The organism is Rhizobium sp. P2_G2, from assembly GCF_056403555.1.
In genome coordinates this window covers 1-23,799 of sequence record NZ_JBFUFF010000098.1, presented here as the reverse complement: position 1 = coordinate 23,799, position 23,799 = coordinate 1, and the positions used below count along the sequence as shown (strand labels likewise).

The 23,799-nt window shown below is 59.7% G+C and carries 25 protein-coding genes; 15 read left to right on the top strand and 10 right to left on the bottom strand.

Going from position 1 to position 23,799, the window contains the following annotated elements:
* Nucleotides 1-126 precede the first annotated feature (126 nt).
* Both AC1D06_RS35095 and AC1D06_RS35090 read right to left on the bottom strand, forming a co-directional pair.
* Nucleotides 127-345, bottom strand: coding sequence for a hypothetical protein (locus AC1D06_RS35095; protein WP_477990365.1), 219 nt, complete (start codon nucleotides 343-345; stop codon nucleotides 127-129).
* 228 nt (nucleotides 346-573) lie between these two features.
* A complete protein-coding gene (locus AC1D06_RS35090; RefSeq protein WP_477880067.1) occupies nucleotides 574-978 on the bottom strand; it encodes a hypothetical protein in 405 nt (134 codons plus the stop codon).
* Between the two features lie 284 nt (nucleotides 979-1,262).
* Here AC1D06_RS35090 and AC1D06_RS35085 point away from each other — a divergent pair, with 284 nt between their 5' ends.
* From AC1D06_RS35085 to AC1D06_RS35060, 6 genes are all read left to right on the top strand, one after another.
* Entirely contained in the window at nucleotides 1,263-2,861 is a 1,599-nt protein-coding gene (locus AC1D06_RS35085) for an ABC transporter substrate-binding protein (protein ID WP_477880066.1), read from the top strand.
* A gap of 114 nt (nucleotides 2,862-2,975) precedes the next feature.
* Nucleotides 2,976-3,980, top strand: a complete 1,005-nt coding sequence (locus AC1D06_RS35080; RefSeq protein ID WP_477880064.1) for an ABC transporter permease subunit — start codon at nucleotides 2,976-2,978, stop codon at nucleotides 3,978-3,980.
* A gap of 7 nt (nucleotides 3,981-3,987) precedes the next feature.
* Nucleotides 3,988-4,881, top strand: a complete 894-nt coding sequence (locus tag AC1D06_RS35075; protein ID WP_477880062.1) for an ABC transporter permease subunit — start codon at nucleotides 3,988-3,990, stop codon at nucleotides 4,879-4,881.
* 2 nt (nucleotides 4,882-4,883) lie between these two features.
* Nucleotides 4,884-5,885: an ABC transporter ATP-binding protein gene (locus tag AC1D06_RS35070; protein WP_477990367.1), complete on the top strand. Its 1,002-nt coding sequence runs from the start codon at nucleotides 4,884-4,886 to the stop codon at nucleotides 5,883-5,885.
* Nucleotides 5,882-6,829, top strand: coding sequence for a dipeptide ABC transporter ATP-binding protein (locus tag AC1D06_RS35065; protein WP_477990364.1), 948 nt, complete (start codon nucleotides 5,882-5,884; stop codon nucleotides 6,827-6,829). The genes AC1D06_RS35070 and AC1D06_RS35065 overlap by 4 nt, the downstream gene beginning before the upstream one ends.
* Before the next feature lie 134 nt (nucleotides 6,830-6,963).
* Nucleotides 6,964-8,121 (top strand): cytochrome-c peroxidase, encoded by a 1,158-nt coding sequence (locus AC1D06_RS35060; protein ID WP_477990363.1) that lies wholly within the window; start codon nucleotides 6,964-6,966, stop codon nucleotides 8,119-8,121.
* A gap of 6 nt (nucleotides 8,122-8,127) precedes the next feature.
* On the opposite strand, the gene AC1D06_RS35055 is transcribed toward AC1D06_RS35060, so the two are convergent.
* Nucleotides 8,128-8,400: a helix-turn-helix domain-containing protein gene (locus AC1D06_RS35055; RefSeq protein ID WP_477990366.1), complete on the bottom strand. Its 273-nt coding sequence runs from the start codon at nucleotides 8,398-8,400 to the stop codon at nucleotides 8,128-8,130.
* 47 nt (nucleotides 8,401-8,447) lie between these two features.
* Nucleotides 8,448-8,798: a type II toxin-antitoxin system RelE/ParE family toxin gene (locus AC1D06_RS35050; protein ID WP_477990362.1), complete on the bottom strand. Its 351-nt coding sequence runs from the start codon at nucleotides 8,796-8,798 to the stop codon at nucleotides 8,448-8,450.
* Nucleotides 8,799-9,000: 202 nt separating this feature from the next.
* Here AC1D06_RS35050 and AC1D06_RS35045 point away from each other — a divergent pair, with 202 nt between their 5' ends.
* From AC1D06_RS35045 to AC1D06_RS35025, 5 genes are all read left to right on the top strand, one after another.
* A complete protein-coding gene (locus tag AC1D06_RS35045) occupies nucleotides 9,001-9,777 on the top strand; it encodes an SDR family NAD(P)-dependent oxidoreductase (RefSeq protein ID WP_477990361.1) in 777 nt (258 codons plus the stop codon).
* Nucleotides 9,778-10,048: 271 nt separating this feature from the next.
* Nucleotides 10,049-10,339 carry a nucleotidyltransferase family protein gene (locus tag AC1D06_RS35040; RefSeq protein ID WP_477990360.1) on the top strand — a complete coding sequence of 97 codons (291 nt, stop codon included), beginning with the start codon at nucleotides 10,049-10,051 and terminating at the stop codon, nucleotides 10,337-10,339.
* The gene (locus AC1D06_RS35035) at nucleotides 10,336-10,704 is read left to right on the top strand and encodes a HepT-like ribonuclease domain-containing protein (RefSeq protein WP_477990359.1); all 369 of its coding nucleotides are present in this window, start codon (nucleotides 10,336-10,338) and stop codon (nucleotides 10,702-10,704) included. The genes AC1D06_RS35040 and AC1D06_RS35035 overlap by 4 nt, the downstream gene beginning before the upstream one ends.
* An 83-nt stretch (nucleotides 10,705-10,787) precedes the next feature.
* A complete protein-coding gene (locus tag AC1D06_RS35030; protein ID WP_477990358.1) occupies nucleotides 10,788-11,795 on the top strand; it encodes an asparaginase in 1,008 nt (335 codons plus the stop codon).
* A gap of 161 nt (nucleotides 11,796-11,956) precedes the next feature.
* The gene (locus AC1D06_RS35025) at nucleotides 11,957-12,682 is read left to right on the top strand and encodes a hypothetical protein (protein WP_477880047.1); all 726 of its coding nucleotides are present in this window, start codon (nucleotides 11,957-11,959) and stop codon (nucleotides 12,680-12,682) included.
* Between the two features lie 61 nt (nucleotides 12,683-12,743).
* On the opposite strand, the gene rpsU is transcribed toward AC1D06_RS35025, so the two are convergent.
* The 5 genes from rpsU to AC1D06_RS35000 all read right to left on the bottom strand — a co-directional run bounded on the left by rpsU (nucleotide 12,744) and on the right by AC1D06_RS35000 (nucleotide 17,284).
* Nucleotides 12,744-12,986 (bottom strand): 30S ribosomal protein S21, encoded by a 243-nt coding sequence (rpsU, locus tag AC1D06_RS35020; RefSeq protein ID WP_477880046.1) that lies wholly within the window; start codon nucleotides 12,984-12,986, stop codon nucleotides 12,744-12,746.
* A gap of 361 nt (nucleotides 12,987-13,347) precedes the next feature.
* Nucleotides 13,348-14,388 carry a sulfate/molybdate ABC transporter ATP-binding protein gene (locus AC1D06_RS35015; protein ID WP_477880044.1) on the bottom strand — a complete coding sequence of 347 codons (1,041 nt, stop codon included), beginning with the start codon at nucleotides 14,386-14,388 and terminating at the stop codon, nucleotides 13,348-13,350.
* Nucleotides 14,389-14,400: 12 nt separating this feature from the next.
* Nucleotides 14,401-15,270: a sulfate ABC transporter permease subunit CysW gene (gene cysW / locus AC1D06_RS35010; RefSeq protein ID WP_477990357.1), complete on the bottom strand. Its 870-nt coding sequence runs from the start codon at nucleotides 15,268-15,270 to the stop codon at nucleotides 14,401-14,403.
* Nucleotides 15,257-16,111 (bottom strand): sulfate ABC transporter permease subunit CysT, encoded by an 855-nt coding sequence (cysT, locus tag AC1D06_RS35005; protein ID WP_477880040.1) that lies wholly within the window; start codon nucleotides 16,109-16,111, stop codon nucleotides 15,257-15,259. The genes cysW and cysT overlap by 14 nt, the downstream gene beginning before the upstream one ends.
* Before the next feature lie 144 nt (nucleotides 16,112-16,255).
* Complete coding sequence (locus AC1D06_RS35000) at nucleotides 16,256-17,284, bottom strand: sulfate ABC transporter substrate-binding protein (protein WP_477990356.1); 1,029 nt, start codon at nucleotides 17,282-17,284, stop codon at nucleotides 16,256-16,258.
* A 423-nt stretch (nucleotides 17,285-17,707) separates the two neighbouring features.
* Here AC1D06_RS35000 and AC1D06_RS34995 point away from each other — a divergent pair, with 423 nt between their 5' ends.
* From AC1D06_RS34995 to AC1D06_RS34980, 4 genes are all read left to right on the top strand, one after another.
* Nucleotides 17,708-18,457 (top strand): phosphoadenylyl-sulfate reductase, encoded by a 750-nt coding sequence (locus AC1D06_RS34995; protein WP_477990355.1) that lies wholly within the window; start codon nucleotides 17,708-17,710, stop codon nucleotides 18,455-18,457.
* A 162-nt stretch (nucleotides 18,458-18,619) separates the two neighbouring features.
* Nucleotides 18,620-19,573, top strand: coding sequence for a sulfate adenylyltransferase subunit CysD (gene cysD / locus AC1D06_RS34990; RefSeq protein ID WP_477880035.1), 954 nt, complete (start codon nucleotides 18,620-18,622; stop codon nucleotides 19,571-19,573).
* A 1-nt stretch (nucleotide 19,574) separates the two neighbouring features.
* Nucleotides 19,575-21,050: a sulfate adenylyltransferase subunit CysN gene (gene cysN, locus AC1D06_RS34985; RefSeq protein WP_477880033.1), complete on the top strand. Its 1,476-nt coding sequence runs from the start codon at nucleotides 19,575-19,577 to the stop codon at nucleotides 21,048-21,050.
* A gap of 283 nt (nucleotides 21,051-21,333) precedes the next feature.
* On the top strand, nucleotides 21,334-23,493 hold the full coding sequence (locus AC1D06_RS34980) for a S8 family serine peptidase (RefSeq protein WP_477990354.1): 2,160 nt from the start codon (nucleotides 21,334-21,336) through the stop codon (nucleotides 23,491-23,493).
* Nucleotides 23,494-23,592: 99 nt separating this feature from the next.
* Here AC1D06_RS34980 and AC1D06_RS34975 read toward each other — a convergent pair.
* Nucleotides 23,593-23,799, bottom strand: a 207-nt coding sequence (locus AC1D06_RS34975) for a beta-barrel domain-containing protein (protein ID WP_477990353.1), incomplete at its 5' end; no start/stop codon positions are given.

Here is a 23,799-nt window from a genome sequence, read left to right as displayed (position 1 = left end):
GATCGAAATGCCCGATACTTCGGATTTCTTGCGCAATCGTCCAAAACGCGCATAAGTGAAGAATTATTTAAACTTAAAGTATTGGGGTATAAAAATCTTTCTACGAGGAAGTTGCGTTCCCCGGCCTCAGGCGGCCTTGTAGCTTTCCAGTGCCGCAACCATCTGATCGGGCTCCCGGACGCCGTGGCGATAGAGCTGAATCAGCGAGCGGGCCAGCTTGCGGGCCTCGTTGTCATCGCCATAGAGCGACAATTGCACGCTTAGGATAGTGAATGCGGTCTGCAGCGCTTCGAGATCGCGTGGACTGAAGACCCCGATATCCTGGCTTTCCAGCAAATACCTCATGTATCCTCCCAGATACCGCCCGGCCTCTTCGGGCCAAGCCATGCCAGTCCTCAAATGCGGACCGTGCTTCCTGTGTACCACACAACGAAGCGCTTCGCAGCACTTTCATGTCGCAATCAAGATGAATTGAGAAGCTGGCTTTTCTAAGCCGCTTTCGAAGGGAGGGGCATTTGGTCGCGCCGGGCCCGCTCGGAAGCAGGCCACCGGCGCGTGCATTTTATCTGCTGCTTACTTTGCCGCGTCCAGCGTCTGCTGGCACCAGCTGGGGCCGCCGTCGGGGCCGGGCTTGTCGACAGAGGCGTCGATCGACTTGATCATATAGTCGGAGCCGACGATGAGTTTGACCTGGCAGACGAGATAGTCGGTATGGGCACGCGCGACCAGCTTGCGGTTCTTGCCTTCGCCCTTGTACTGCGCTGGCGTGCGGTGATGACTGTAGCCGCCGCGCCAGACATAGGTCGTCGTCGAGCCGCTCTCCTCGTCGGAAACCGGCGGGCCGTAGGCGGCGAAGAACTTGCCGGCATTGGTGCCGACCCAGCGCTTGGAGAGCGGATCGCCAGAAAGCGACGCGGTGGTGGTGCAGCCAGCGACGGTCATGGCCAGGCCGGCGATCAGGAGACTACGGAAATTCATGCCTTCAATATTCCTCAGGAGGGACCGGTTACGCCGGTTTCGACGCGGGTTTGGGAGAACGCTGAAAACCGCCATAGCCAACCTCTCAAMAAAACGAAATGGGATTTTCCGCTATCCACGCGGATTTTGCGCGAGGTTGTCTTAATTGTTACAGACGGGGCTCCACTTTTGACCGGATGGAAAATAATTCCTCCAATTCCTATTGCTTTTTGGAATGAAATATCATCCATTCAGGCACAACCGGGCCGGTAAGAAGCCGGTGCGGAGGAAATAAGGGGAAATCCATGAAGAAGCTTTTTACCCTACTCGCAGCCACTGCCATCGTCTCGACCTTCGCCTTCGGCGCGTCCGCAAAAACGCTGGTTTTCTGCTCCGAAGGTTCACCCGAAGGGTTCGATCCCGGCCTCTACACATCGGGCACTACGTTCGATGCCTCCTCGAAGACGGTCTACAATCGCCTCGTCGAATTCAAGCGCGGCACGACTGAAGTCGTCCCCGGCCTTGCCGAGAAATGGGAAGTCTCCGACGACGGMCTGACCTACACGTTCCACCTGCGCAAGGGCGTCAAGTTCCAGGCCACCGATTTCTTCACGCCGACGCGTGACTTCAATGCCGACGACGTGATCTTCACTTTCGAGCGCCAGAGCGACAAGAAGAATCCCTTCTTCACCTATATCAGCGATGCCCAGTACGGCTACTTCAACGACATGTCGATGCCGTCGCTGACCAAGTCCTGGGAGAAGGTCGACGATTACACGGTGAAGCTCAATCTCACCGCCCCGAACGCGCCGATGATCGCCAACCTGGCGATGGATTTCGCCTCGATCGTGTCGAAGGAATATGCCGACAAGCTCCTGGCCGACAAGACGCCGGAAAAACTGAACCAGCAGCCGCTCGGCACCGGTCCCTTCGCTTTCGTCGCCTATCAGCAGGACGCGATGATCCGCTATAAGGCCAATCCGAACTATTGGGACGGCGGCAAGCCGGCGATCGACGATCTGGTCTTCGCCATCACGCCCGATCCGGCCGTGCGTCTGCAGCGCCTGAAAGCAGGCGAATGCCAGATCGCGCCCTATCCGAATCCGGCTGATATCCCGGCGATGAAGGCTGACAAGAGCCTGACCGTGATGGAGCAGCCCGGCCTCAATGTCGGCTATCTCGCCTACAACACGACCCAGCCGCCTTTCGACAAGGCTGAGGTGCGCAAGGCGCTCAACCAGGCGATCAACAAGCAGGCAATCCTCGACGCCGTCTATCCCGGCATCGGCCAGATCGCCAAGAACCCGATCCCGCCGACCATGTGGGCCTATAACCAGGACACGGTGGACGACAAGTATGATCCGGCTGCTGCCAAAGCGGCTCTGGACAAGGCGGGCGTCAAGGACCTTCACATGAAGGTTTGGGCGATGCCGGTTTCGCGTCCTTATAACCCGAACGCGCACCGCATGGCCGAACTGATCCAGGCCGATTTCGCCAAGGTGGGCGTCACGGTCGAGGTCGTCTCCTACGACTGGACGCAATACCTGAAGCTCGCGGGCGACCCGAAGCATGACGGTGCGGTGCTGGCCGGCTGGACCGGTGACAACGGCGACCCGGACAACTTCCTCGCAGTCCTGCTCGGCTGCGGCGCCGTCGGCTCCAACAACAAGGCGGCCTGGTGCGACAAGGACTTCGACGCCCTGACCAAGAAGGCTTCCGAGATCAGCGACCAGGCCGAGCGCAAGAAGCTCTACGTCCAGGCGCAGGACATCTTCAAGAAGGAAGCGCCCTGGGCCACGATAGCCCACTCGCTGGTGACCATGCCCATGTCGACCAAGGTCAAGGGCTATCTGATGGATCCGCTGGGATCGCATCGGTTTGATGGCGTCGACATCGCAGAATAGGACAAACCTTTCGCTTGCAGGCGCCGCCGTGATCCGTCACGGTGGCGCTTGTCTGCATTTCGCCACCGCGTCTGTTCCGACAGGCCCACGTGAGCGTCCAGCCAGGAAAGTCCTATGATTGGATTTCTGCTCAGACGAATTGTCGTGCTGATCCCGACCTTCATCGGAGTCACACTCGTCTCGTTTTTCTTCATCCGCTTGCTTCCCGGCGATCCGATCACTGCCATGGCGGGCGAACATGGCGTGTCGCCGGAGCGTTATGCGGTACTGGCCCACCAATTCGGCTTCGACCGGCCGATCTACATGCAATATCTCGACTATTTCTGGGCCATCGTACATGGGGATCTCGGCCATTCGATCGTCACCAAGCGGCAGGTGATGGACGAATTCCTGTCGCTGTTTCCTGCGACACTGGAACTGTCGCTCTGTGCCATCATCCTCTCTGTCTGTCTCGGCGTCCCGGTCGGCGTGATTGCTGCACTCAAACGCGGCAGCTGGCTTGACCAGACGCTGATGGGCGCCGCGCTGGTGGGCTATTCCATGCCGATCTTCTGGTGGGGCCTGCTGCTGATCATCTTCTTCTCGGGCTATCTCGGCTGGACTCCGGTGTCCGGCAGAATATCCTTCATGTATTTCTTCCCGTCGGTGACCGGCTTCATGCTCATCGACAGTTTGGTCTCCGGCCAATCTGGTGCCTTTGGCTCTGCCATAACCCACCTGATCCTGCCGACCATCGTGCTGGCAACCATTCCGCTTGCGGTCATTGCCCGTCAGACGCGCTCGGCCATGCTCGAAGTGCTGGGCGATGATTATGTCCGGACCGCCCGCGCCAAAGGCCTCTCGCCTTTCCGCGTCGTCGGCCTGCATGCGCTCAGAAACGCGATGATCCCTGTTGTCACCACGATCGGCCTGCAGATCGGTGTTTTGCTCACCGGCGCGATTTTGACCGAGACGATCTTCTCCTGGCCAGGCATCGGCAAATGGATGGTCGACGCGGTGTTCAAGCGCGACTATCCGGTGGTGCAGGGCGGTCTGGTGATGATCGCCGGCATTATCATGGTGGTGAACCTGATTGTCGACGTGCTCTATGGCTTTCTCAATCCTCGTATCGGAAGGTAGGCGAGCAATGGCAAATTCCGAGACCGTACGCTCCGCTCCGCCTTCGGCATTGGCGGAATTCTGGTTCTACTTTTCACGCAACAAGGGCTCTGTCATCGGCTTGGTCGTCTTCGTGTTGATCCTGCTGATGGCGATCTGCGCGCCGCTATTGGCGCCGCACGCGCCGCAGGATCAGAACCAGGGCCTGCTCCTGCTACCGCCGGTCTGGATGGAGGGGAGCCGTGACACTTTCCTGCTCGGTACCGACGCCGTCGGCCGGGACATCCTGTCACGGCTTATTTACGGTGCGCGCTTCTCACTGTTCATCGGCCTCGTGGTGGTGACGTTTTCGGTGCTTGTCGGCGTCCTCGTCGGTCTGATCTCCGGTTATTTCGGCGGCCGCGTCGACACTGCAATCATGCGTGTGATGGACGTGATCCTTGCCTTTCCGTCCCTGCTCCTGGCGCTGGTTCTCGTCGCCATCCTCGGCACCGGCCTGACCAACGCCATGATCGCGATCTCGCTCGTCAACCAGCCGCATTTCGTCCGGCTGACGCGCGCGGCGGTGTTGACCGAACGCGGCAAGGACTATGTCGTCGGCTCGCGCGTCGCCGGTGCGGGCATGTTCCGGCTGATGTTCATCACCATCCTGCCGAACTGTCTCGCCCCGCTGATCGTKCAGGCGACGCTCGCCTTCTCRTCRGCGATCCTCGACGCGGCRGCRCTCGGCTTYCTCGGCATGGGCGCCCAGCCGCCGACACCGGAATGGGGCACGATGCTTGCCGAAGCCCGCGAATTCATCCAGCGCGCCTGGTGGGTGGTGACGTTTCCGGGACTCGCGATCCTGATCACCGTGCTTGCCATTAACCTGATGGGCGACGGCCTGCGTGATGCGCTTGATCCGAAACTGAAGAGGTCGTGACCATGCCTCTGCTTGAAATCCGCAATCTCACCGTCGAGTTCGAAACCACGTCCGGCCTGTTCCGCGCCGTCGATGGCGTGTCGCTGACCTGCGACCAGGGCGAAATCCTCGCCATTGTCGGCGAGTCCGGTTCCGGCAAATCCGTCGCCATGCTGGCGTTGATGGGCCTCTTGCCCTGGACCGCCAGGATCACTGCCGATGTCATGCGCTTCGACGGCAAGGACCTGATAACGCTCTCCAGCGGCGCGCGCCGCAAGATCATCGGCAAGGACATGGCGATGATCTTCCAGGAGCCGATGACCTCGCTCAATCCCTGCTTCACTGTCGGCTATCAAATCGACGAGGCGCTGAAGACCCATCTTGGTCTCACTGCCGGGGAACGCAAGCGGCGCTCGATCGAACTGCTGCGCAAGGTCGGCATCCCGGCGCCCGAAAGCCGTCTCCGGAATTTTCCGCACCAGATGTCGGGCGGTATGAGCCAGCGCGTGATGATCGCCATGGCGCTCGCCTGCAATCCAAAACTCCTGATCGCCGACGAGCCGACCACGGCGCTCGACGTCACCATCCAGGCACAGATTCTCGACCTGCTCATCCGCCTGCAGAAGGAAGAGGGCATGGCGCTGGTGCTGATCACCCACGATATGGGCGTGGTTGCCGAGACGGCAGAGCGCGTTCAGGTGCAATATGCCGGCCAGAAGGTCGAGGAACAGGCGGTCATCCCGCTGTTCACCGACCCGCATCATCCTTACACGGCAGCGCTTCTGGCGGCTCTGCCGGAGCGTGCGGTGGCGGGTGGACGGTTGCCGTCCATCGCCGGCGTTGTGCCTGGCCATCATGACCGGCCGACCGGCTGCCTGTTTTCACCGCGCTGCCGTTTCGCCACCGATCTCTGTCGCCAGACCGTCGAGCGGCAGGGTGCAGAATTCGGCTCCGCCCTCTGCAACTACCCGCTATCGCATGGTCAGCCGACGGGCCATCCCAGCCGCGTAGGAGAATTGGCATGAATGAGATCATCCGCGGCAAGGACCTCAAACGCTTCTACGACGTCGGCGGCGGCCTGTTCTCCAAGCCTGCAACGGTCAAGGCTCTCAACGGCCTGAGCTTCTCGCTCGAAGCGGGCAAGACGCTGGCCGTCGTCGGCGAATCCGGCTGCGGCAAGTCGACCCTTGCCCGTCTCGTCACCATGATCGAATACCCCACCGAAGGCGAACTGACGATCGATGGCGTGGTCGCCAATCCCGGCGTGCACGAACTGCGCGCGACCGTGCAGATCGTCTTCCAGAACCCTTACGGCTCGCTCAACCCGCGCCAGAAGATCGGCACGATCCTGGAAGAACCGCTGAAGATCAACACCAAGCTCACCGTCGCCGAACGCCGCGAGCAGGCGCTCGATATGATGCGCAAGGTTGGCCTCCGCCCGGAACACTACGACCGCTACCCGCATATGTTCTCCGGTGGCCAGCGGCAGCGTATCGCCATTGCCCGCGCCTTGATGCTGAGGCCGAAAGTGCTGGTGCTCGACGAGCCGGTTTCGGCGCTCGACCTCTCCATCCAGGCGCAGGTGTTGAACCTGCTGATGGACCTGCAGAAGGAGATGGGCCTCGCCTATCTCTTCATCTCGCACGGGCTGTCGGTGGTACGCCATATCGCCAATGACGTCCTGGTCATGTATCTCGGCAAGCCGGTGGAAACCGGACCAGTCGCAGATGTCTATGCCCATCCGCGACATCCCTACACGGCAGCCCTGCTATCGGCCACGCCGATCGCCGATCCGACGCGCAAGAAGAACCGCATCGAGCTCAAGGGCGAACTGCCGTCGCCGCTCAATCCACCCTCCGGCTGTCCGTTCAACCCACGCTGCGCCTATGCCACCGACATCTGCCGGCAAAGCTTTCCCGAAGAGACGGCGGTGGGCGCGCATTGCTTCCATTGCTACCATCCGCTCTGAGCATCTGCGCATCGTTGTCGCAGGCGCGAAAAAACTGGAGCGCAATACTCAGCTTCGTGTATAAGGCGCAAAACTGGACTGTGATGGACATGTTTCCATTGCGGCCGCCATTCACGCCCGAGTTCTGATCCACTATGCGTCTTGCTATTCTTGTTCCCGGCTTCCTGGCCCTGTCGCTCGCGCTGCTCGGCGGTGCGACGCTCGCGCAATCCGATAAGTTTGCGACCAAGGAGGCGTTGGGCGAGGCGCTGTTCCACGATAAGAACCTGTCGAAGAACCGCACCGAAGCCTGTTCGACCTGCCACATGCCGGATATCGGTTTTTCCGATCACCACAATACCGCAGGCGATGCGGTGTCGCGCGGTGATGACGGCAAGTCTTTCGGCGACCGCAATGCGCCGACGGCGACCTATGCCGCTCTGAGCCCGCCTTTCCACAAGGACGCCAGCGGCATCTATCTCGGTGGCCAGTTCTGGGATGGCCGGGCTGCGACGCTGGAAGACCAGGCGGGCGGACCGCCGCTGAATCCGGTCGAGATGGGCATGCCGGACGAAAAGTCCATCGCGGCGCGGATCGCCGAGAATGCGGATTATGTGAAGGCCTTCACGGCCCTGTTCGGCGCCGATGCGATGCAGGACCCGAAGAAGACGTTCCGGTTCGCCACTCAGGCGATCGCCGCTTTCGAGCGCACCAAATCGTTCTCGCCTTTCGATGCCAAATATGACCGCTATCTGCGCGGCGAGGTGAAGCTGACCGACCAGGAGGAACTCGGCCGGACGCTGTTCTTCTCCACGCAGTTCGCAAGCTGCAGCCTCTGCCACGATCTCAAGGGCAATGATGGCACCTACGAGACCTCGACTTTTACCTCGCACAAATATTTCAACATCGGCGTGCCCGCCAATCCGGAGGTGCGTAGGATGAACGGCTCAAAACCCGGCTATGTCGACATCGGCCTCGCCGCCAATCCGATGGTGCATGGCGATCCGGCCGAGCGCGGCAAGTTCAAGGTGCCGAGCCTGCGGAACGTCGCGGTCACCGGCCCTTACATGCACAACGGGGTCTTCAAGGACCTGCGCACCGTGGTGCTTTTCTACAACAAATACAATTCGATCAAGAAGAGCCGCCAGATCAACCCCGAGACCGGCCAGCTCTGGGCTCCGCCTGAGATCGCCGACAATGTCGCGATGAAGGAACTGACCACCGGTCCCGGCCTGGACGACAAGCGCATCGACGCACTGGTGGCCTTCCTGAAGACGTTGACCGACAAGCGGTACGAGCCTTTGCTCAAATAGAGCCTGTTACGCCACGCTCAGCATCGGCTCGACATTTGTATCGACATGCGGCTTGACGACGATTTCGACATCCTGTCCGAGTGCGACCAGGAAACGCATCAGCCGCTCGACCGAAAACTGCCGGAAGTCACCATGCAGCATTTTCGAGATATCGGGTTGCTTTACTCCGAATAGGGACGCCGCCTTAGCCTGCTTGAGGCCGCGCTGCTTCATCAGTTCATCGATCTTATAGACGAGCCTTGCCTTGATCAGATGGATCTCGGCATCCGGCAGGCCAATGTCGGCAAAGACATTGCCGCTGCTTTCCTCATATTCGATTGCCTTGGTCACGACATCTTTTCCTTGTGCAACTGCTGGGCTTCCTTGAGACGCTGTTCGATGAGATTGAGATCTCCCTTTGGCGTTGCAATGCCTTGCTTCGACTTCTTCTGAAAGGCGTGCAACACATAGACAGCGGATTCGAAACGCACCGTATAGATCGTTCGGAAGGTATCACCGCGAAAGTCGTCGACGACTTCAACAATGCCTGCATCACCGGCACCCTTGAATATCTTGGCTTTGCGGTACCGTCCGCCCATTTGCGCTTGAAAGAGCGCATAGCCCATTTCCGACTTCACCTCGACCGGGAAACCGTTGAAGTCCTTCCGGCTTGATCCAACCCAAACAAGCGATTTCATCAGAGTCCTTCAGAATTAAAAGGAAAATAATAGTGATATCACTATATTGTCAAGGCGATTTGCAGTGGTTAAGAGCAGGCAATTCGCGCGCAAGAAACCTGCAAGTTTTCGGCCCGTGTCGGCAATCCGCAACTGATGCTGGACAGATGCGGCCCTGTCCTTTACCTCTTGGCAATGGTCATACAATTGACGGGAGGCTAACATGTCGAGTGCTTTGACGATTCCTGATCTTGCCGGCAAGGCGGTGCTGATTACCGGGGCCTCGACCGGCATCGGTGCGGCCCTTGCAAAAGCGTTTGCCGCGCAGGGGGCGCAGGTCGGCCTGCACTACAATTCGAGCGCCGAGGCAGCACATGCGGCTGCCAAGGAGATCGAGGACGCTGGTGGCAGCGTCGTTCTGCTGCGTGGCGATGCGACCAACTCCGCCGACATGGCGCGGATCATCGAGGAAACGGTCAGGACGTTCGGCAAGCTTGACGGCCTGATCAACAATGCCGGCGGCATGGTCGCCCGCGTGCTCTATGAGGACCTCACCGACGAACACTATGACAAGGTCATGGACCTGAACGGCCGCTCGGTTCTGGCGGCGACCACGGCCGCCATTCCACATCTGAAGAAACAGGGCGGCTTCATCATCAACACCACCTCGATCGCGGCCCGCACCGGCGGCACGGCCGGCTCCGGCATCTATGGTTCGTCGAAAGCCTTCATCGCCGCCGTCACCAAGGGGTTGGCGCTGGAGCTCGGCAAATTCGGCATCCGCGTCAACTCCATCGCGCCGGGTTTCATCCAGACCCCGTTCCAGGACCGCTATTCGCTGCCGAACCAGGGCGAGAGCGTCGCCAAGTCGGTACCGCTCGGCCGTGTCGGCACGCCGGAGGATTGCGCCGGCGCCTATCTTTTCCTCGCTTCCGATATGCTGTCGGGCTATATCACCGGCCAGATGGTCGACATCAACGGCGGCCAGGCTATGCCCTGACCGACTGATCAGCCCGCCGCGGTGGTCGCGGGCGGCGCTCCAGTGCAAAGTGGTACATAAGACCGGCGATCACCATTGCCACGCCAATTCAGAATTGATGGAGAAGTCGGATGCATGGCAGGCTCAATTGATTAGGACTAGGTTTTGGTCGCTCGGCTGCGCCTTTTCAAGTGACATCCAGGGTACGAAAGGAGGGGGGCGTGATGGTTTCGTCGAATCCCGTTGCCGACGAACCCGCATCCTGTAATGTTATCGCGTCAGGAGCCTGAAAATGAAGCCCTCAACTGCCCTTGAAGGACGCAATCAAGCCGTACGAGACATTGTCCGCTCGCATAGGGCCAATAATCCGCGCATCTTTGGATCCGCGCTACAAGGTGATGATCGGGACGATAGCGATCTCGATATCTTGGTCGACCCCACGCCAGATATGACGCTGCTGGATATCGGTGCCATACGACATGAATTACGGCAGTTGCTCGGGGTGCCCGTCGATTTCGTGACTCCCAAGGCTTTGCCCGCCAAGTTCCGGGATCGTGTCCTCGCAGAGGCTTTGCCTGTATGAGCAGCTTGGACGGGCGGCTTTCCGACTACCTCACGCATATAGAACAAGCGATTGCTCGCATCGACATTTATGTCAACAGGGCCGCAAAAGAGGACTTTCTGCGAAATCAGCTTTTGCAGGACGCGGTCATCCGAAATCTTGAAATCGTTGGAGAGGCGAGCCGCAATATCCTGCGAAGCTTTCCGGAGTTCGCGGAAGCAAATTCCGGCTTACCGCTTAAAAGCGCTTACGAAATGCGAAATGTCCTTGCGCGCGGCTACTTCGAGGTCGATCTGGATATCGTCTGGCAAACGATTGTCAGGGATTTGCCGATGCTCGCAGAACAAATACGCCTCATTCTAGGAAACTTGGGCTCAAATCCCTGAACATTTGACGGCAAAAAAGTTGATTTTCGCAGCACGTTCTGCAAATCCAAACCCCAAGAAAACCGATCCCAAAGGAAAACATCATGTCAAACCCGGTGCTGGTCGAAGTCCTGCGTGGCAACCGCGTCGAGAGCGCCCATCGCGGCATGGCGGTGGTTGTCGATGGTGCCGGCAAGACGGTGTTTGCGGTTGGCGATGTCGATCGGCCGGTGTTCCCGCGTTCGGCCTGCAAGGCCATGCAGGCCTTGCCGCTGGTCGAGGGCGGCGCCGCGGATGCCTATGGATTCGGCAACAAGGAATTGGCGCTGGCTTCCAGCTCGCATTCCGGCGAGCCGGAGCATGTTGCGCTCGCTGCCTCCATGCTCACGGCTGCCGGCCGGGGCGAGGCCGATCTCGAATGCGGCGCCCACTGGTCGTCCGAGCAGAAGGTGTTGATCGAACAGGCGCGCACGCTCGACAAGCCCAATCAGCTTCACAACAATTGCTCCGGAAAACATTCCGGCTTCATCTGCGCCTGCTGCCACAGGGGCAACGATCCCAAGGGCTATGTGACTTATGAGCATCCGCTGCAGGTGGAAATCCGCGACACGATGCGCGACCTGACCGGCACGCTACTCGATCGCGACAATTGCGGTATCGATGGCTGCTCGATCCCGACCTATGCCGTCCCGCTCCGTTCGCTCGCCCACGGCTTTGCCAAGATGGCAACAGGCGAGGGGATTGGCGCCGAGCGCGCCAAGGCATCGCGTCGGATCATCGAGGCCTGCATGGCCGAGCCCTTCTATGTCGCCGGCAGCGGCCGCGCCTGCACGAAACTCATGCAGGCCGCCCCCGGCCGGATCTTTGCCAAGACGGGCGCCGAAGGCGTGTTCTGCGCCGCAATCCCCGAGCTTGGCCTGGCAATTGCGCTCAAATGCGAGGATGGCGCCACGCGCGCCGCCGAAAGCATGGTGGCAGCGGTACTCGCTCGTTTTTTCCGCGACGACGAAGCGCTGCATGACCGGCTGATGGGTTTTGCGAAACACACGTTCCGCAACTGGAACGGCATCGAGGTCGGCGCAATTCGACCAAGCGACGTACTGCTTTCTTAAACTTGTGCCAGATTGGATCATGATTCATTATTGGCCTGCGAGGAGCCATAATCCGGAAACCAGAGACGAAGGTGTTTCCGGACAATTGCAAAAGAATTGCTAATATATTTCCTGAGATTGCCGCGAATGCGTGAGCGGAAAACTAAGGGAGATGCAATTTCATGTATGCCGGGCGCTATCTGTGGTGGAATGCAGTCGCCAGCATGGCCTATATATTCTTCTCGATATACTTTTATTACCTGACATGGCTCGCCGTGCGTATGTCCGGATGTGCCGCGGTGGTTGGCAGTTGCGGCGAGCTTGATACCTGGCTCAACGGCGTCATCCGGCCCTATGGCATGCTCGCCTGCGGCGTCGTGGTGCTGGCCACCGGCGTCATGCGCATCCGCTTTCTCAGGATGAACCTGCTCTGGGTGCTGGCGCTGTTTGTCTGGTTTGGCGCTTCGGCGGAATATTTCTTCAATTTCGGTGATCTCTGGTTCGCCAATGTCGACATGCAGACTATACTCGAGGGCATGCCGATCGAGACGCTTTTCCTCGGCGTTCTCGTCGCCTTCCTCTGCTTTCCCGTCGAACTCTACAAGAAATCGCCCTCCGGTGCGCTCCGGCTGGTCTATTATGTCGCGGGGTTCACCGCCTCCTATTCCTTCTCGTTCACGATCGCCAATTCGCCGAAGTCAGTTGCCTACGTGCAATTGCTCACCGGCTCTGACGCGATGGTGCTTGAGTTCGAGCATTTTCAGCAAAGGCTCCGGCAGCTCGTTTCGCTTGGTCATGACGGCTGGATGCCGATCCTGGTTGCCTTCGCGCTGTTCCTGGCATCGCTGAGCTATCTGATCGTGATGCGCAAGGCGCCGGGTGGCGCTCCGGCTGCCGCTGCCGCTTGAACGCTCACGCTGCGCACTGACTATCCAACAAAAAAGCCGCGGTTTTTCCGCGGCTTACATACTATCTCGCTCGGCTCTGGACCGGCTTGCGACTGGAAGGGATCAGCCCCTCGCGCTGCGCCTTCTTCTTGGCCATCTTGCGCGCTCGGCGAATGCCTTCGGCCTTTTCCCGCGCGCGGCGCTCGGAGGGCTTCTCATAGGCCGAGCGTGCCCTCATTTCGCGGAACACGCCTTCGCGCTGCATCTTCTTCTTCAGCACGCGGAGGGCTTGTTCGATATTGTTGTCCCTGACGATGACCTGCAATGTCGTTCCTTTCTCGGCCGCGGGCGGCCGAATGCTTGTTGTTCCCGGACGATCGAAAACAAAAAAGGCCGGAGGGGTAAGCCGGCCTTTCCCGTCATCCGCGCCAGCGCTGCCAGTACATCCGTGGTCAGTGGGGCTGATGACAAATCCACACGGTCCGGCGGGGTGAACCCGGGGGACCGCAGATCGAATTGTGTGGAGGTCAGAAGGGCTTGGGGAAGCCCTGGTGCAATTTCGATAGCACCTATATGGCTTTGAAAAATGTCATTTCAAGGGAAGTCGAAATGTTTTTAGGTGGCGATCGAGCTATCCCTTTGTCCGACAAGGCAAAAGGATAGCTCCGAATGCTCAAGCGATTGCCTTATGCGTTCGTGAAAATCTTCCAGCGCGTCGGCCGGAAGCGCACCTCTGCCCCGCGTTCCGCCGAGGCATGCAGCGGAATTTCCACCTCGATCAGGATAGGCGCATCGTCTGTCCCGACATTGACCTCAACGATACGCGTGCCGGCCAGCCGCCGCGACGTGGTCACGCGCCCGGTAATGCCGGCATGATTATCGGCCACGGTCTCGACATCGCCTGGCCGGAAGAACATCTGGCCAGCGCCATCCTCCGTGTGCAGGAGACCGGTCTTGGCGCCGGCGAAAAGAATGTCGCCATGGCTCATCGTCACCGGCAGGGAAACGCTGTCGCCGATAAACGAGAAGACGAAAGGCGAATTCGGCCGGTCATAGACATCGTCTGAGGAGCCGACCTGTTCGATCTTGCCCTGGCTCATCACCACGACACGGTCGGCGAGTTCCAAAGCCTCTTCCTGGTCATGGGTGACGAAAATGGTCGTGTGGCCGGTGCGGTCATGAAATTCCCTGAGCCATTTGCGCAGTTCTTTGCGGACCTTGGCGTCCAACGCGCCGAAAGGTTCGTCGAGCAGCAGCACGCGCGGCTCGATCGCCATGGCGCGGGCCAGCGCCACGCGCTGGCGCTGGCCGCCGGAGAGCTGGTTCGGATAACGCTTGTCGAGACCTGTCAACTGCACCATGTCGAGCAGTTCCAGCGCCCGCTTGCGGATCTCGGCCTTGGGCGGACGTGTTGCGTGTGGCCGCACTGTCAATCCGAAGGCGATGTTGTCAAGCACGGTCATGTGCCGGAACAGCGCGTAGCTCTGGAAAACGAAGCCGACATTGCGGTCCTGTACCGGCTTGTTGGAGGCGTCCTCGGCGCCGAAGAAGACGCGGCCGGCCGTCGGCCGTTCGAGGCCTGCAACCAGGCGCAGAAGCGTCGTCTTGCCCGAGCCGGAAGGGCCTAGCAGCGCGATGAGCTCGCCGGAGCGGATATCGAGCGACACGTCGTGCAGCGCCGGGTATCGGTCGAATTCCTTGCGGATATTTTCAATGCGGATTTCCATGGTCTTGAGACCTCAATGTTTGTTCGAGCCGGCGATGCCGTGCGAAAACCAGATTTCGAGCACGGTGCGAAGAGCCAGCGTCAGAATGGCAAGAAGGGCGAGCAGCGAGGCGACGGCGAAGGCGCCGACGAGATTGTACTCATTATAGAGAATCTCGATATGCAGCGGCATCGTCGTCGTCAAACCGCGGATATGCCCGGAGACGACCGAGACGGCGCCGAATTCACCCATGGCACGGGCATTGCAAAGCAGCACGCCGTAGAGCAGGCCCCATTTGATGTTCGGCAGCGTCACGCGCGAAAATGTCTGCCAGCCATTGGCGCCGAGCGTGATCGCAGCCTCTTCCTCCGCCGTCCCTTGTTCCTGCATCAGCGGGATGAGTTCGCGGGCGACAAAGGGGAAGGTGACGAAGACCGTGGCGAGCACGATGCCGGGCACCGCGAAGAGCACCTCGACCCCGTGCGCCTTGAGCCAAGGCCCGAGCGCGCTGTTGGCGCCGAACAGCAGAACATAGACCAGGCCGGAAATCACCGGCGAGATCGAGAACGGCAGGTCGATCAGGGTGATCAGGAAGGTCTTGCCCTTGAAATCGAACTTGGCGATCGCCCAGGAGGCGGCGAGCCCGAACAGCAGATTGAGCGGCACTGCAATGGCAGCGACCAGCAGCGTCAGCCGGATTGCCGCCTGCGCGTCCGGATCGCTCAATGCTTCCATATAGGTGCCAAAGCCATGCCGAAAGGCTTCGACCAGGACAATGGCCAAAGGCAGGATGATGATGAGCACCAGATAGAGGCCGGCCGCCCCCATCAGTGCGATCTTGGCGCCGAGCGGTTCGGTGGTCGGCGAGCGCCATTTTTGAGCGTGGATGTCAGACACTCGCATATCTCCTCGTCCAGGCCTGCATCAGGTTGATGACCAGGAGCATCAGGAAGGCAACGACGAGCATGATCGTGCCGATGGCGGTCGCTCCGGCATAATTATACTCTTCGAGCTTGATGGTGATCAGCAGCGGCGCGATTTCGGAGACGTAGGGAATATTGCCGGCGATGAAGATCACCGAACCATATTCGCCCGCGGCGCGCGCGAAGGCGAGCGCAAAGCCGGTGAGCACGGCGGGCGTCAGGCTCGGCAGAATGACGCGCCGGATCGTGGCGAAGCGGGTAGCGCCAAGAGTCGCGGCGGCTTCCTCGACCTCGCGGTCGATCTCCTCGATCACCGGCTGCACCGTGCGCACCACGAAGGGCAGACCGATGAAGATCAGCGCCACGACGATACCGGCCGGTGTATAGGCGATCTTGATGCCGGCGAGCGCGAAGATCGACCCGATCCAGCCGTTCTTGGCGTAAAGCGCGGCAAGCGCAATACCGGCAACAGCGGTCGGCAGCGCGAAGGGCAGGTCGACGATAGCATCCACCAGGCGTTTGCCCGGAAACTGGTAGCGCACCAGCACCCAGGCGACGGGCACGCCGAAAACGACGTTGACGGCCGCGCCGATCAGGGCGCAGCCGAACGAGATTTCCAGAGCATGCAGCGTACGACGGTCAGAGAGCAATTGCTCATAGCCTGATATGCCGAGGCCGGCGGATCGCACCACCATGGCGGCGAGCGGGATCAGGATGATCAGCGTCAGCCAGGTGACAGTGACGCCGAAACTAAGCCCGAAGCCCGGTATGACGCTATGCCTCCTGAAACCGATACGCTCGGTCAGAGGTTTGTTGGACATGGTATTCCCCGTTGAATTTGAGGCGGGAGAGCGGTGGCCCCATCTCTCCGAAATGCTTTTTTGTTTTTTCATTCAAAAGGGGCCGCGGCCGTTTTCGCACGCCGCAACCCCTTCATGCCGTCTCAATTCGAGATGGATATTAGCTTAGTTGGCCGGCTTGTAAATCTGGTCAAAGACGCCGCCGTCAGCGAAGTGCTCCTTCTGGACCTTCTTCCAGCCGCCGAATTGCGCATCGTCGACGGTGACGAGATTGATCTTCGGCGGTTGCCACGACCCTTCCACCGGCTTCAGCGGACGGTAGTGGTTGTCGGCGATGATCTTTTGGGCCTCTGGCGTATAGAGGAAGTTCAGGTAAGCTTCCGCCACTTTGCGAGTGCCCTTGGTGTCAACGACGGAATCGACCACCGCGACATTCGGCTGTGCCAGGATCGACAGGCTCGGCACGACGATCTCAAAACCGTCATCCTTGAATTCGGCCTGCGCCAGATAGGCGTCATTTTCCCAGGAGAGCAGCACGTCGCCGATCTGACGCTCGGCAAAGCTGGTCGTTGCGCCACGTGCGCCGCTGTCGAGCACCGGTGCGCGCTTGTAGAGCTCGGTAATATAGGCCTTCACCTTGCCCGGGTCGCCGTTATATTCCTTGTTGGCCCAGGCCCAGGCGGCGAGATAGTTCCAGCGGGCGCCGCCGGAGGTCTTGGGGTTCGGCGTCACGATCTGAACGTCGCCCTTGACCAGGTCGCCCCAGTCCTTGATGCCCTTCGGATTGCCCTTGCGGACGAGGAAGACAATGGTCGAGGTATAGGGTGCCGAATCGTTCGGCAGTCGGCTCTTCCAGTCGGCCTTGATCTTGCCGGCCTTGGCGATGGCGTTGATATCGGCTTCCAGCGCCAGCGTCACGACGTCAGCTTCAAGGCCGTCGATGACCGACCGCGCCTGCTTGCCCGAGCCGCCATGCGACTGCTGGATGGCAAGATCCTCGCCAGTCTTGGCCTTCCAATCCTTGATGAAGGCAGCGTTGATCGCCTTGTAGAGCTCGCGTGTCGGGTCATAAGAGACATTGAGCAGTGTCGTCGCCGAATAGGCCGGCAGGACAGACGTGACGGCGAGTGCGGCGCCGAGCACGGCGGCGCCGATGCTTTTGACGACGGCACGCCGATTGAATGCAGAAACCATTGGGTCACCCTCCTAATTGGTTAATGCCTAAACTCTATCTTCTAGGTAGACTATGTCAATAACATCGATTTAAAAGAAAAATCTGCGCCACGAAACTGCGCGGTTGTGGAATGTAGGGCGGCGATTTCAGGCTTGTTGCGCAACAGAAAGCGCCTGAAAGACGCCCAGGACGAAAGAAAATTTCTCTGTCTTGTGGATGAACTCTATCAAATTTATAGATTTTTGACGACCATATCCAGCCAGCGTCGACATCTTCGCGGGGCGCGCTATCATGAATTATTGCACATATCATGCACCTTTTTCACACAATCTGGAAGCCTGAGAGATATTTGCTCTTCAATCACGCTGCCGGGAAATCCGTTTCCTGTCCTCCTATGGCCGAACCTGCGATATTGCCGGCCATCAGGACACAGGACATTCGCAATGAACATGATCAATCTTTCCGCCGAGGCCGAGTCGCTCAATGAGCGTATGGCGAGCCTTTCTTTGGCGGAGCGGCTGGCGCTGGCTGCCAATCTCGGTGGGCGCGTGGTGTTCACCACCAGCCTCGGCATCGAGGATCAGGTGATCACCCATTTCATCGGCCAGAACCGTTTCGACATCGATGTCGTGACGCTGGAGACCGGCCGGCTGTTCGCCGAGACGGTGCAGTTGATCGCCGACACCGAAGAGCGCTATGGCATGACGATCAAGCGCTATTTTCCGGAACAGGCCGATATCGACGCCTATGCCGCGCAATACGGTATGAACGGTTTCTATGACAGCGTCGAGGCCCGGCATGCCTGTTGCGGTGTCCGCAAGGTCAAGCCGCTGGCCCGCGCACTGTCTGGCGCTTCGGTCTGGGTGACCGGCCTGCGCCGCGGCCAGTCCGGCAACCGCGCCGACACGCCCTTCGTCGAGTTCGATGCCGAGCGTGGCATGCTCAAGGTCAATCCGCTGGCCGATTGGTCGATCGAAAAGATCAATGCCCTGGTCGAGAGCGACGCCGTGCCGATCAATCCGCTGCATGCGCGCGGTTATCCGTCGATCGGTTGCGAACCCTGCACCCGCGCCATCAAGCCCGGCGAACCCGAGCGTGCCGGCCGCTGGTGGTGGGAAAACGACGAGAAGCGCGAATGCGGCCTGCATGTGCCGGAAGCCGCACTTCCCTCGCTCGATTCCAGCTCGCTTTAACTTTCCATAATTGCCCCTCACCCTAACCCTCTCCCCGCAGGCGGGGAGAGGGAACTTGCTCCGAATTTGCCTCCCCTTACATGTGCGGTTTGGGATGTCGGACGAGGGCAGGGCACAACGGAACAAAGGAACACTCCGGCCGACCCGGAAGTCAGGAATAAAATGTCTCCCCAGTCTGAATTCGATGCTCATATCAAGGACGCTGCCCAGCGCCCGCCGCTCGATCCGCATCTCAAGGCGCTCGAAAACGAAGCCATCCACATCTTCCGCGAAGTGGCTGGCGAATTCGAGCGTCCGGTCATGCTCTATTCGATCGGCAAGGATTCTTCCGTCCTTCTGCATCTGGCGCGCAAGGCCTTCTATCCCGGTCGCGTGCCGTTCCCGCTGCTGCACATCGACACTGGCTGGAAGTTCAAGGAAATGATCGCCTTCCGCGACAAGATGGTCGCAGATTACGATCTCGACCTCGTCGCCTATACCAATCCGCGCGGCAAGACCGAGAACGTCACGCCCTTCACCCATGGCTCGGCGCTCTATACCGACATCATGAAGACCGAGGCTCTGCGTCAGGCGCTCGACATGGGCAAGTATGACGCGGCCTTCGGCGGCGCCCGCCGCGACGAGGAAGCGTCGCGTGCCAAGGAACGTATCTATTCCTTCCGTACCTCGGATCATCGCTGGGATCCGCGCAACCAGCGCCCGGAACTCTGGAACGTCTATAACGGCCTGATCCGCAAGGGCGAGAGCGTTCGCGCCTTCCCGCTATCGAATTGGACCGAAGTCGACATCTGGCGCTACATCCAGGCAGAAAACATCCCGATCGTGCCACTCTACTACGCCGCCAAGCGCCCGATCGTCGAGCGCGACGGCATGATGATCCTCGCCGAGGACGAGCGGCTGGAACTGCTGCCAGGCGAGGTCAAGCGCGAGGAAATGGTGCGTTTCCGCACGCTCGGCTGCTTCCCGCTCACCGGCGCAATCCGCTCGAATGCCACGACGATGGACGACATGATCGCCGAACTCGAAACCGCCACCGTCTCCGAACGCCAGGGTCGCGCCATTGACCGCGACCAGGCCGGCTCGATGGAAAAGAAGAAGCGCGAAGGATATTTCTGAGATGACCACTGCTACCAATCTCGCCGAGCAGCAACTGCTGGCTTCGGACGCCCAGAAAGTCACGCGCGATTCCCGCCCGCTACGCCTCATAACCTGCGGCTCTGTCGACGACGGCAAGTCGACCCTGATCGGCCGCCTGCTTTGGGACACCAAGGCGGTCAAGGAAGACCAGGCCGCGGCACTGAACCGCGATTCCGGCAAGCAGAACGATCTCGGCCTGCCCGATTTCGCGCTACTGCTCGATGGACTGCAGGCTGAGCGCGAGCAAGGCATCACCATCGATGTCGCCTACCGCTATTTCGCCACCGACAAGCGCTCCTTCATTGTTGCCGACACGCCCGGCCATGAGCAGTACACCCGCAACATGGCCACCGGCGCCTCGACCGCCGATCTTGCCGTTCTGCTCGTCGATGCCCGTGCCGGCATCCTTGAACAGACCCGTCGGCACGCGACCATTGCCACGTTGATGGGCATCAAGCAGTTCGTGCTTGCCGTCAACAAGATCGACCTCGTCGGCTATTCGAAGGAGCGTTTTGACGAACTCTCCCACGAATTCCGCGAGATCGCGCTGTCGCTCGGCGTACGCCAGGTGACCGCCATTCCCGTTTCCGCGCTGAAGGGCGAGAATGTCGTCTATGACGGCCGCGCCTCCATGCCCTGGTATGACGGCCCGACCATTGTCGAGACGCTGGAAAAGGCAACGGTTCGCTCGGCCCAGGCCACCGGCTTCCGCATGAGCGTCCAGCGTGTCTCGCGCCCCGGCGAAAGCTTTCGCGGTTATCAGGGCACGGTGTCGGGCGGCGCGGTCAAGCCGGGCGATTCGATCATCGTGCTGCCCTCGGGCATGATCGCCAATGTTGCCAAGATCGTCACTTTCGACCTCGTCCGCAATGCTGCCGTAGCCGGTGATGCGGTGACGCTGGTGCTCGACCGGCAGGTTGACATTGCCCGCGGCGACCTGATCGTCTCGATCGACGCCCAGCCGATGCAGGGCCTCGCCTTCGAAGCCCAGCTCGTGGCGTTGCAGCCCGACGGCATCGAGCCGGGCAAGCGCTACTGGCTGAAATCCGGTTCGCGCCGCCAGCGCGTGCTGGTCGAGCCGGCGCAGCAGCTCGATCTGAAATCCGGCAAGTGGAACCCGGCCGAGCGTCTGCCGATGAACGGCATCGGCAAGGTGCGCCTCTCCTTCGAGGAGCAGGCGGTGTTCGACACCTATGAGCAGAACCGCTCGACCGGCGCCTTCATCCTGATCGATCCCGACACCAACAATACGGTGGCCGGCGGCATGATCACCGGCAAGCGCAACACGCTTTCCTCGATCCATGGCGACGATGCCCGCGTGGTCCTGTCGCTCCCGGCCGACCTCGCCGATCAACTGATGAGCGGCGAACTCTTCGCCGCCCGCCGCGATGAGGTGGACATCCGCCGCGTTTCTGCCGGCAAGGCGCGCGAAATCATCGACGGCATAGACGAATGATCGTTGTGCGGGAGAGGGGATATATTCTCTCTCCCACACTGCTCTCCACGCATCCATATCAGTCGCGATGACAACCTGTGCGATGTTGTCTCGGCGTTGCTGCCCAAAGATAACCAATTGTAAATTGCGAAACACTGATAAATTTCTATAGAAATCGGAAATTTAAAGTATTTTTCATAATTTAGACTGTCACGCTGTTCTAAATCTTCGTTCTTGCTAATATCCCTCCAGTTTAATTTCACGATAGGGTGCCCTGTGGCGAGCCGCATGGCGGGAGGGCATGATGGCGGTTTCGCTTCCTACGGATGACTTGTTCAGCCAGCAATGGTACCTGCATAACACTGTGACCGGCCAGTACGACCTCGATGTCGTCAGCGTCTGGAATGACTACACCGGCAAGGGTGTCAAGGTCATGGTCATGGACAACGGCTTCGATCACGAGCACGTCGATCTCAAGCCGAATTACGATTTCACCGACAGCTACGACTACGGTGCTGGCGACACCGACGCGGCACCGGACGACAACGACTATGCCGCAGAAGGCGTAACCGATGATCATGGCACCGCCGTGATGGGCATTATCGGTGCCGCGCGCAACGGCGTCGGCGTCGTTGGCGCCGCCTATGAGGCCACTTTGGTCGGCGCCAGCATCCGATATGAGGATACCCCCGACGATTGGGCTTCCAAATATGACCACGCGCTCAGCGATGCCGTCTCGGAAGGGGTGGGTGTCATCAACATGAGCTTTGGCGGCGCATCGGATTACGATAACTATGACGGGCAGACGAACATCGCCAGCGAAATGGCGGCTGTGCAGGATGCGGTAGACCACGGTCGCGACGGTCTGGGGATCGCGCTCGTCAAATCCGCGGGCAACAGCCGCTCGTACGATATCGACGTCAATCACAATCAGGACGATAACAACACGAACCAGATCATCGTTGCCGCGGTGAACAATGACGGCTTCGTGTCGAACTACAGCAGCTATGGAACGCCGATCCTGATTTCCGCCTTCGGCTCTCCATCAGGCAGCCTTGGCGGAGGCGCTTCCATTGTGACGACCGATCGCACGGGGACGGCCGGCTACAGCGCCGGCGACTATGACACAGCCTTTAACGGCACGTCTGCTGCGGCGCCGCAGGTCAGCGGCATCGTTGCCTTGATGTTGCAGGCCAATCCGGGCCTCGGCTGGCGTGATATTCAGACGATCCTGGCGGATACCGCTCGTCATGTCGGATCGGTGGTCGATGGAACGACCATTGCTTATGATGGGGTGACACGTTTTGAGAAGCATGCCTGGAACTGGAATGACGCCACCAATTGGAACGGCGGCGGCATGCATTACAACGAGGATTACGGCTACGGTCTCGTCGATGCGCGGGCGGCCGTCAGGCTGGCTGAAAGCTGGAACGCCGTTTCCACTTCCGATAATCAGAAGTCGGCCAGCGTAACGCTCCTCGACACCGCCACGCCAGTGCCTGACGATAATACGGATGGCCTCGTCTTGACCCCTGCCGCGATGACGAAATCGATCAATGTCGAGCGCGTCACCGTGTCGATGGATATCGACAGCCAGTGGGTTCCGGACCTCGCCGTCTATCTTACCGGCCCGGATGGGCACAAATATGCGCTCTCAGTCAATCAGAGCTCTGGTGACGGTGCCTATACCGGCACATTCACCTATCACAGCCAGGCCTACCGCGGCATGCTCAGCACAGCGGGGGACTGGACTGTTCAGTTAGTTGACAACGCCAACCTGAACTACACGACGACGATATCGAATGTAACGGTCACCGCCTATGGATCGGCTGTCTCCAAAGCCAACACTTATGTCTATACCGACGAGTTTTCTGACTCCGTTGCCGATGGTTTGCATTCGCATTCGGCAAATCTCAAAGACACCAATGGCGGTGTCGACACCCTGAATGCCGCGGCGGTCGCCACCGGCTCGACCGTTGACCTCTCCAAGGGCACCGGCATGATCGACGGCGTGGCGATGAAGATTTCCGGCATCGAAAATGTCGATGGCGGCGATGGCAAGGATCATCTTACCGGCAGCAAGGGCGCCAATATCCTCAGCGGCGGCCGTGGTGCAGATGCACTGGCCGGTAGTGGTGGCAGCGACGAATTCCTCTACCATACCGTCGCGGACTCCCTTGATGGCAAGGGTCATGACACGATCAGCGATTTCATCAAGGGCGACATTATCGACCTTTCCGACATCGACACCAAATCAAAGGACGGCGACCAGGCATTCAGCTTCATCGGCGGCAAGGCCTTTTCCGGCAAGGCCGCCCAGCTCGACGTTGACCTGGTCGACAAAAAGGGCACGGTCCATGACGTCACCCTCGTCTATGCCGATCTCGATGGAGACAAGGCGCCCGATTTCGAGATCCAGCTCAATGGCCTGCACACGCTGACGAAGGGTGATTTTATCCTTTGAGAGCTGCGGCTTGAGGCACCAAAGCAAAGGCGCGCCCTTGAAGGAGCGCGCCAAAATCAACTTCTTTGTTTCGTGGGCGTGCTGGCGTTACGCCCAGCCTCACCGTTCCAGCATCGACTTGCCGAAATAGCTCGTCAGCGGCCGGATCAGGTAGTCGAACGGAGTGCGCTCGGTCGTCTTGATGAAGGCTTCCACCGGCATGCCCGGAATGATCTCCGCATTGGTGCCTAGGTATTTCTCCTCACCCGGCAGGATGCTGATCGACACCTGGTAGAAACTCTGGCCGGTGCGCTCATTGGTGATGAT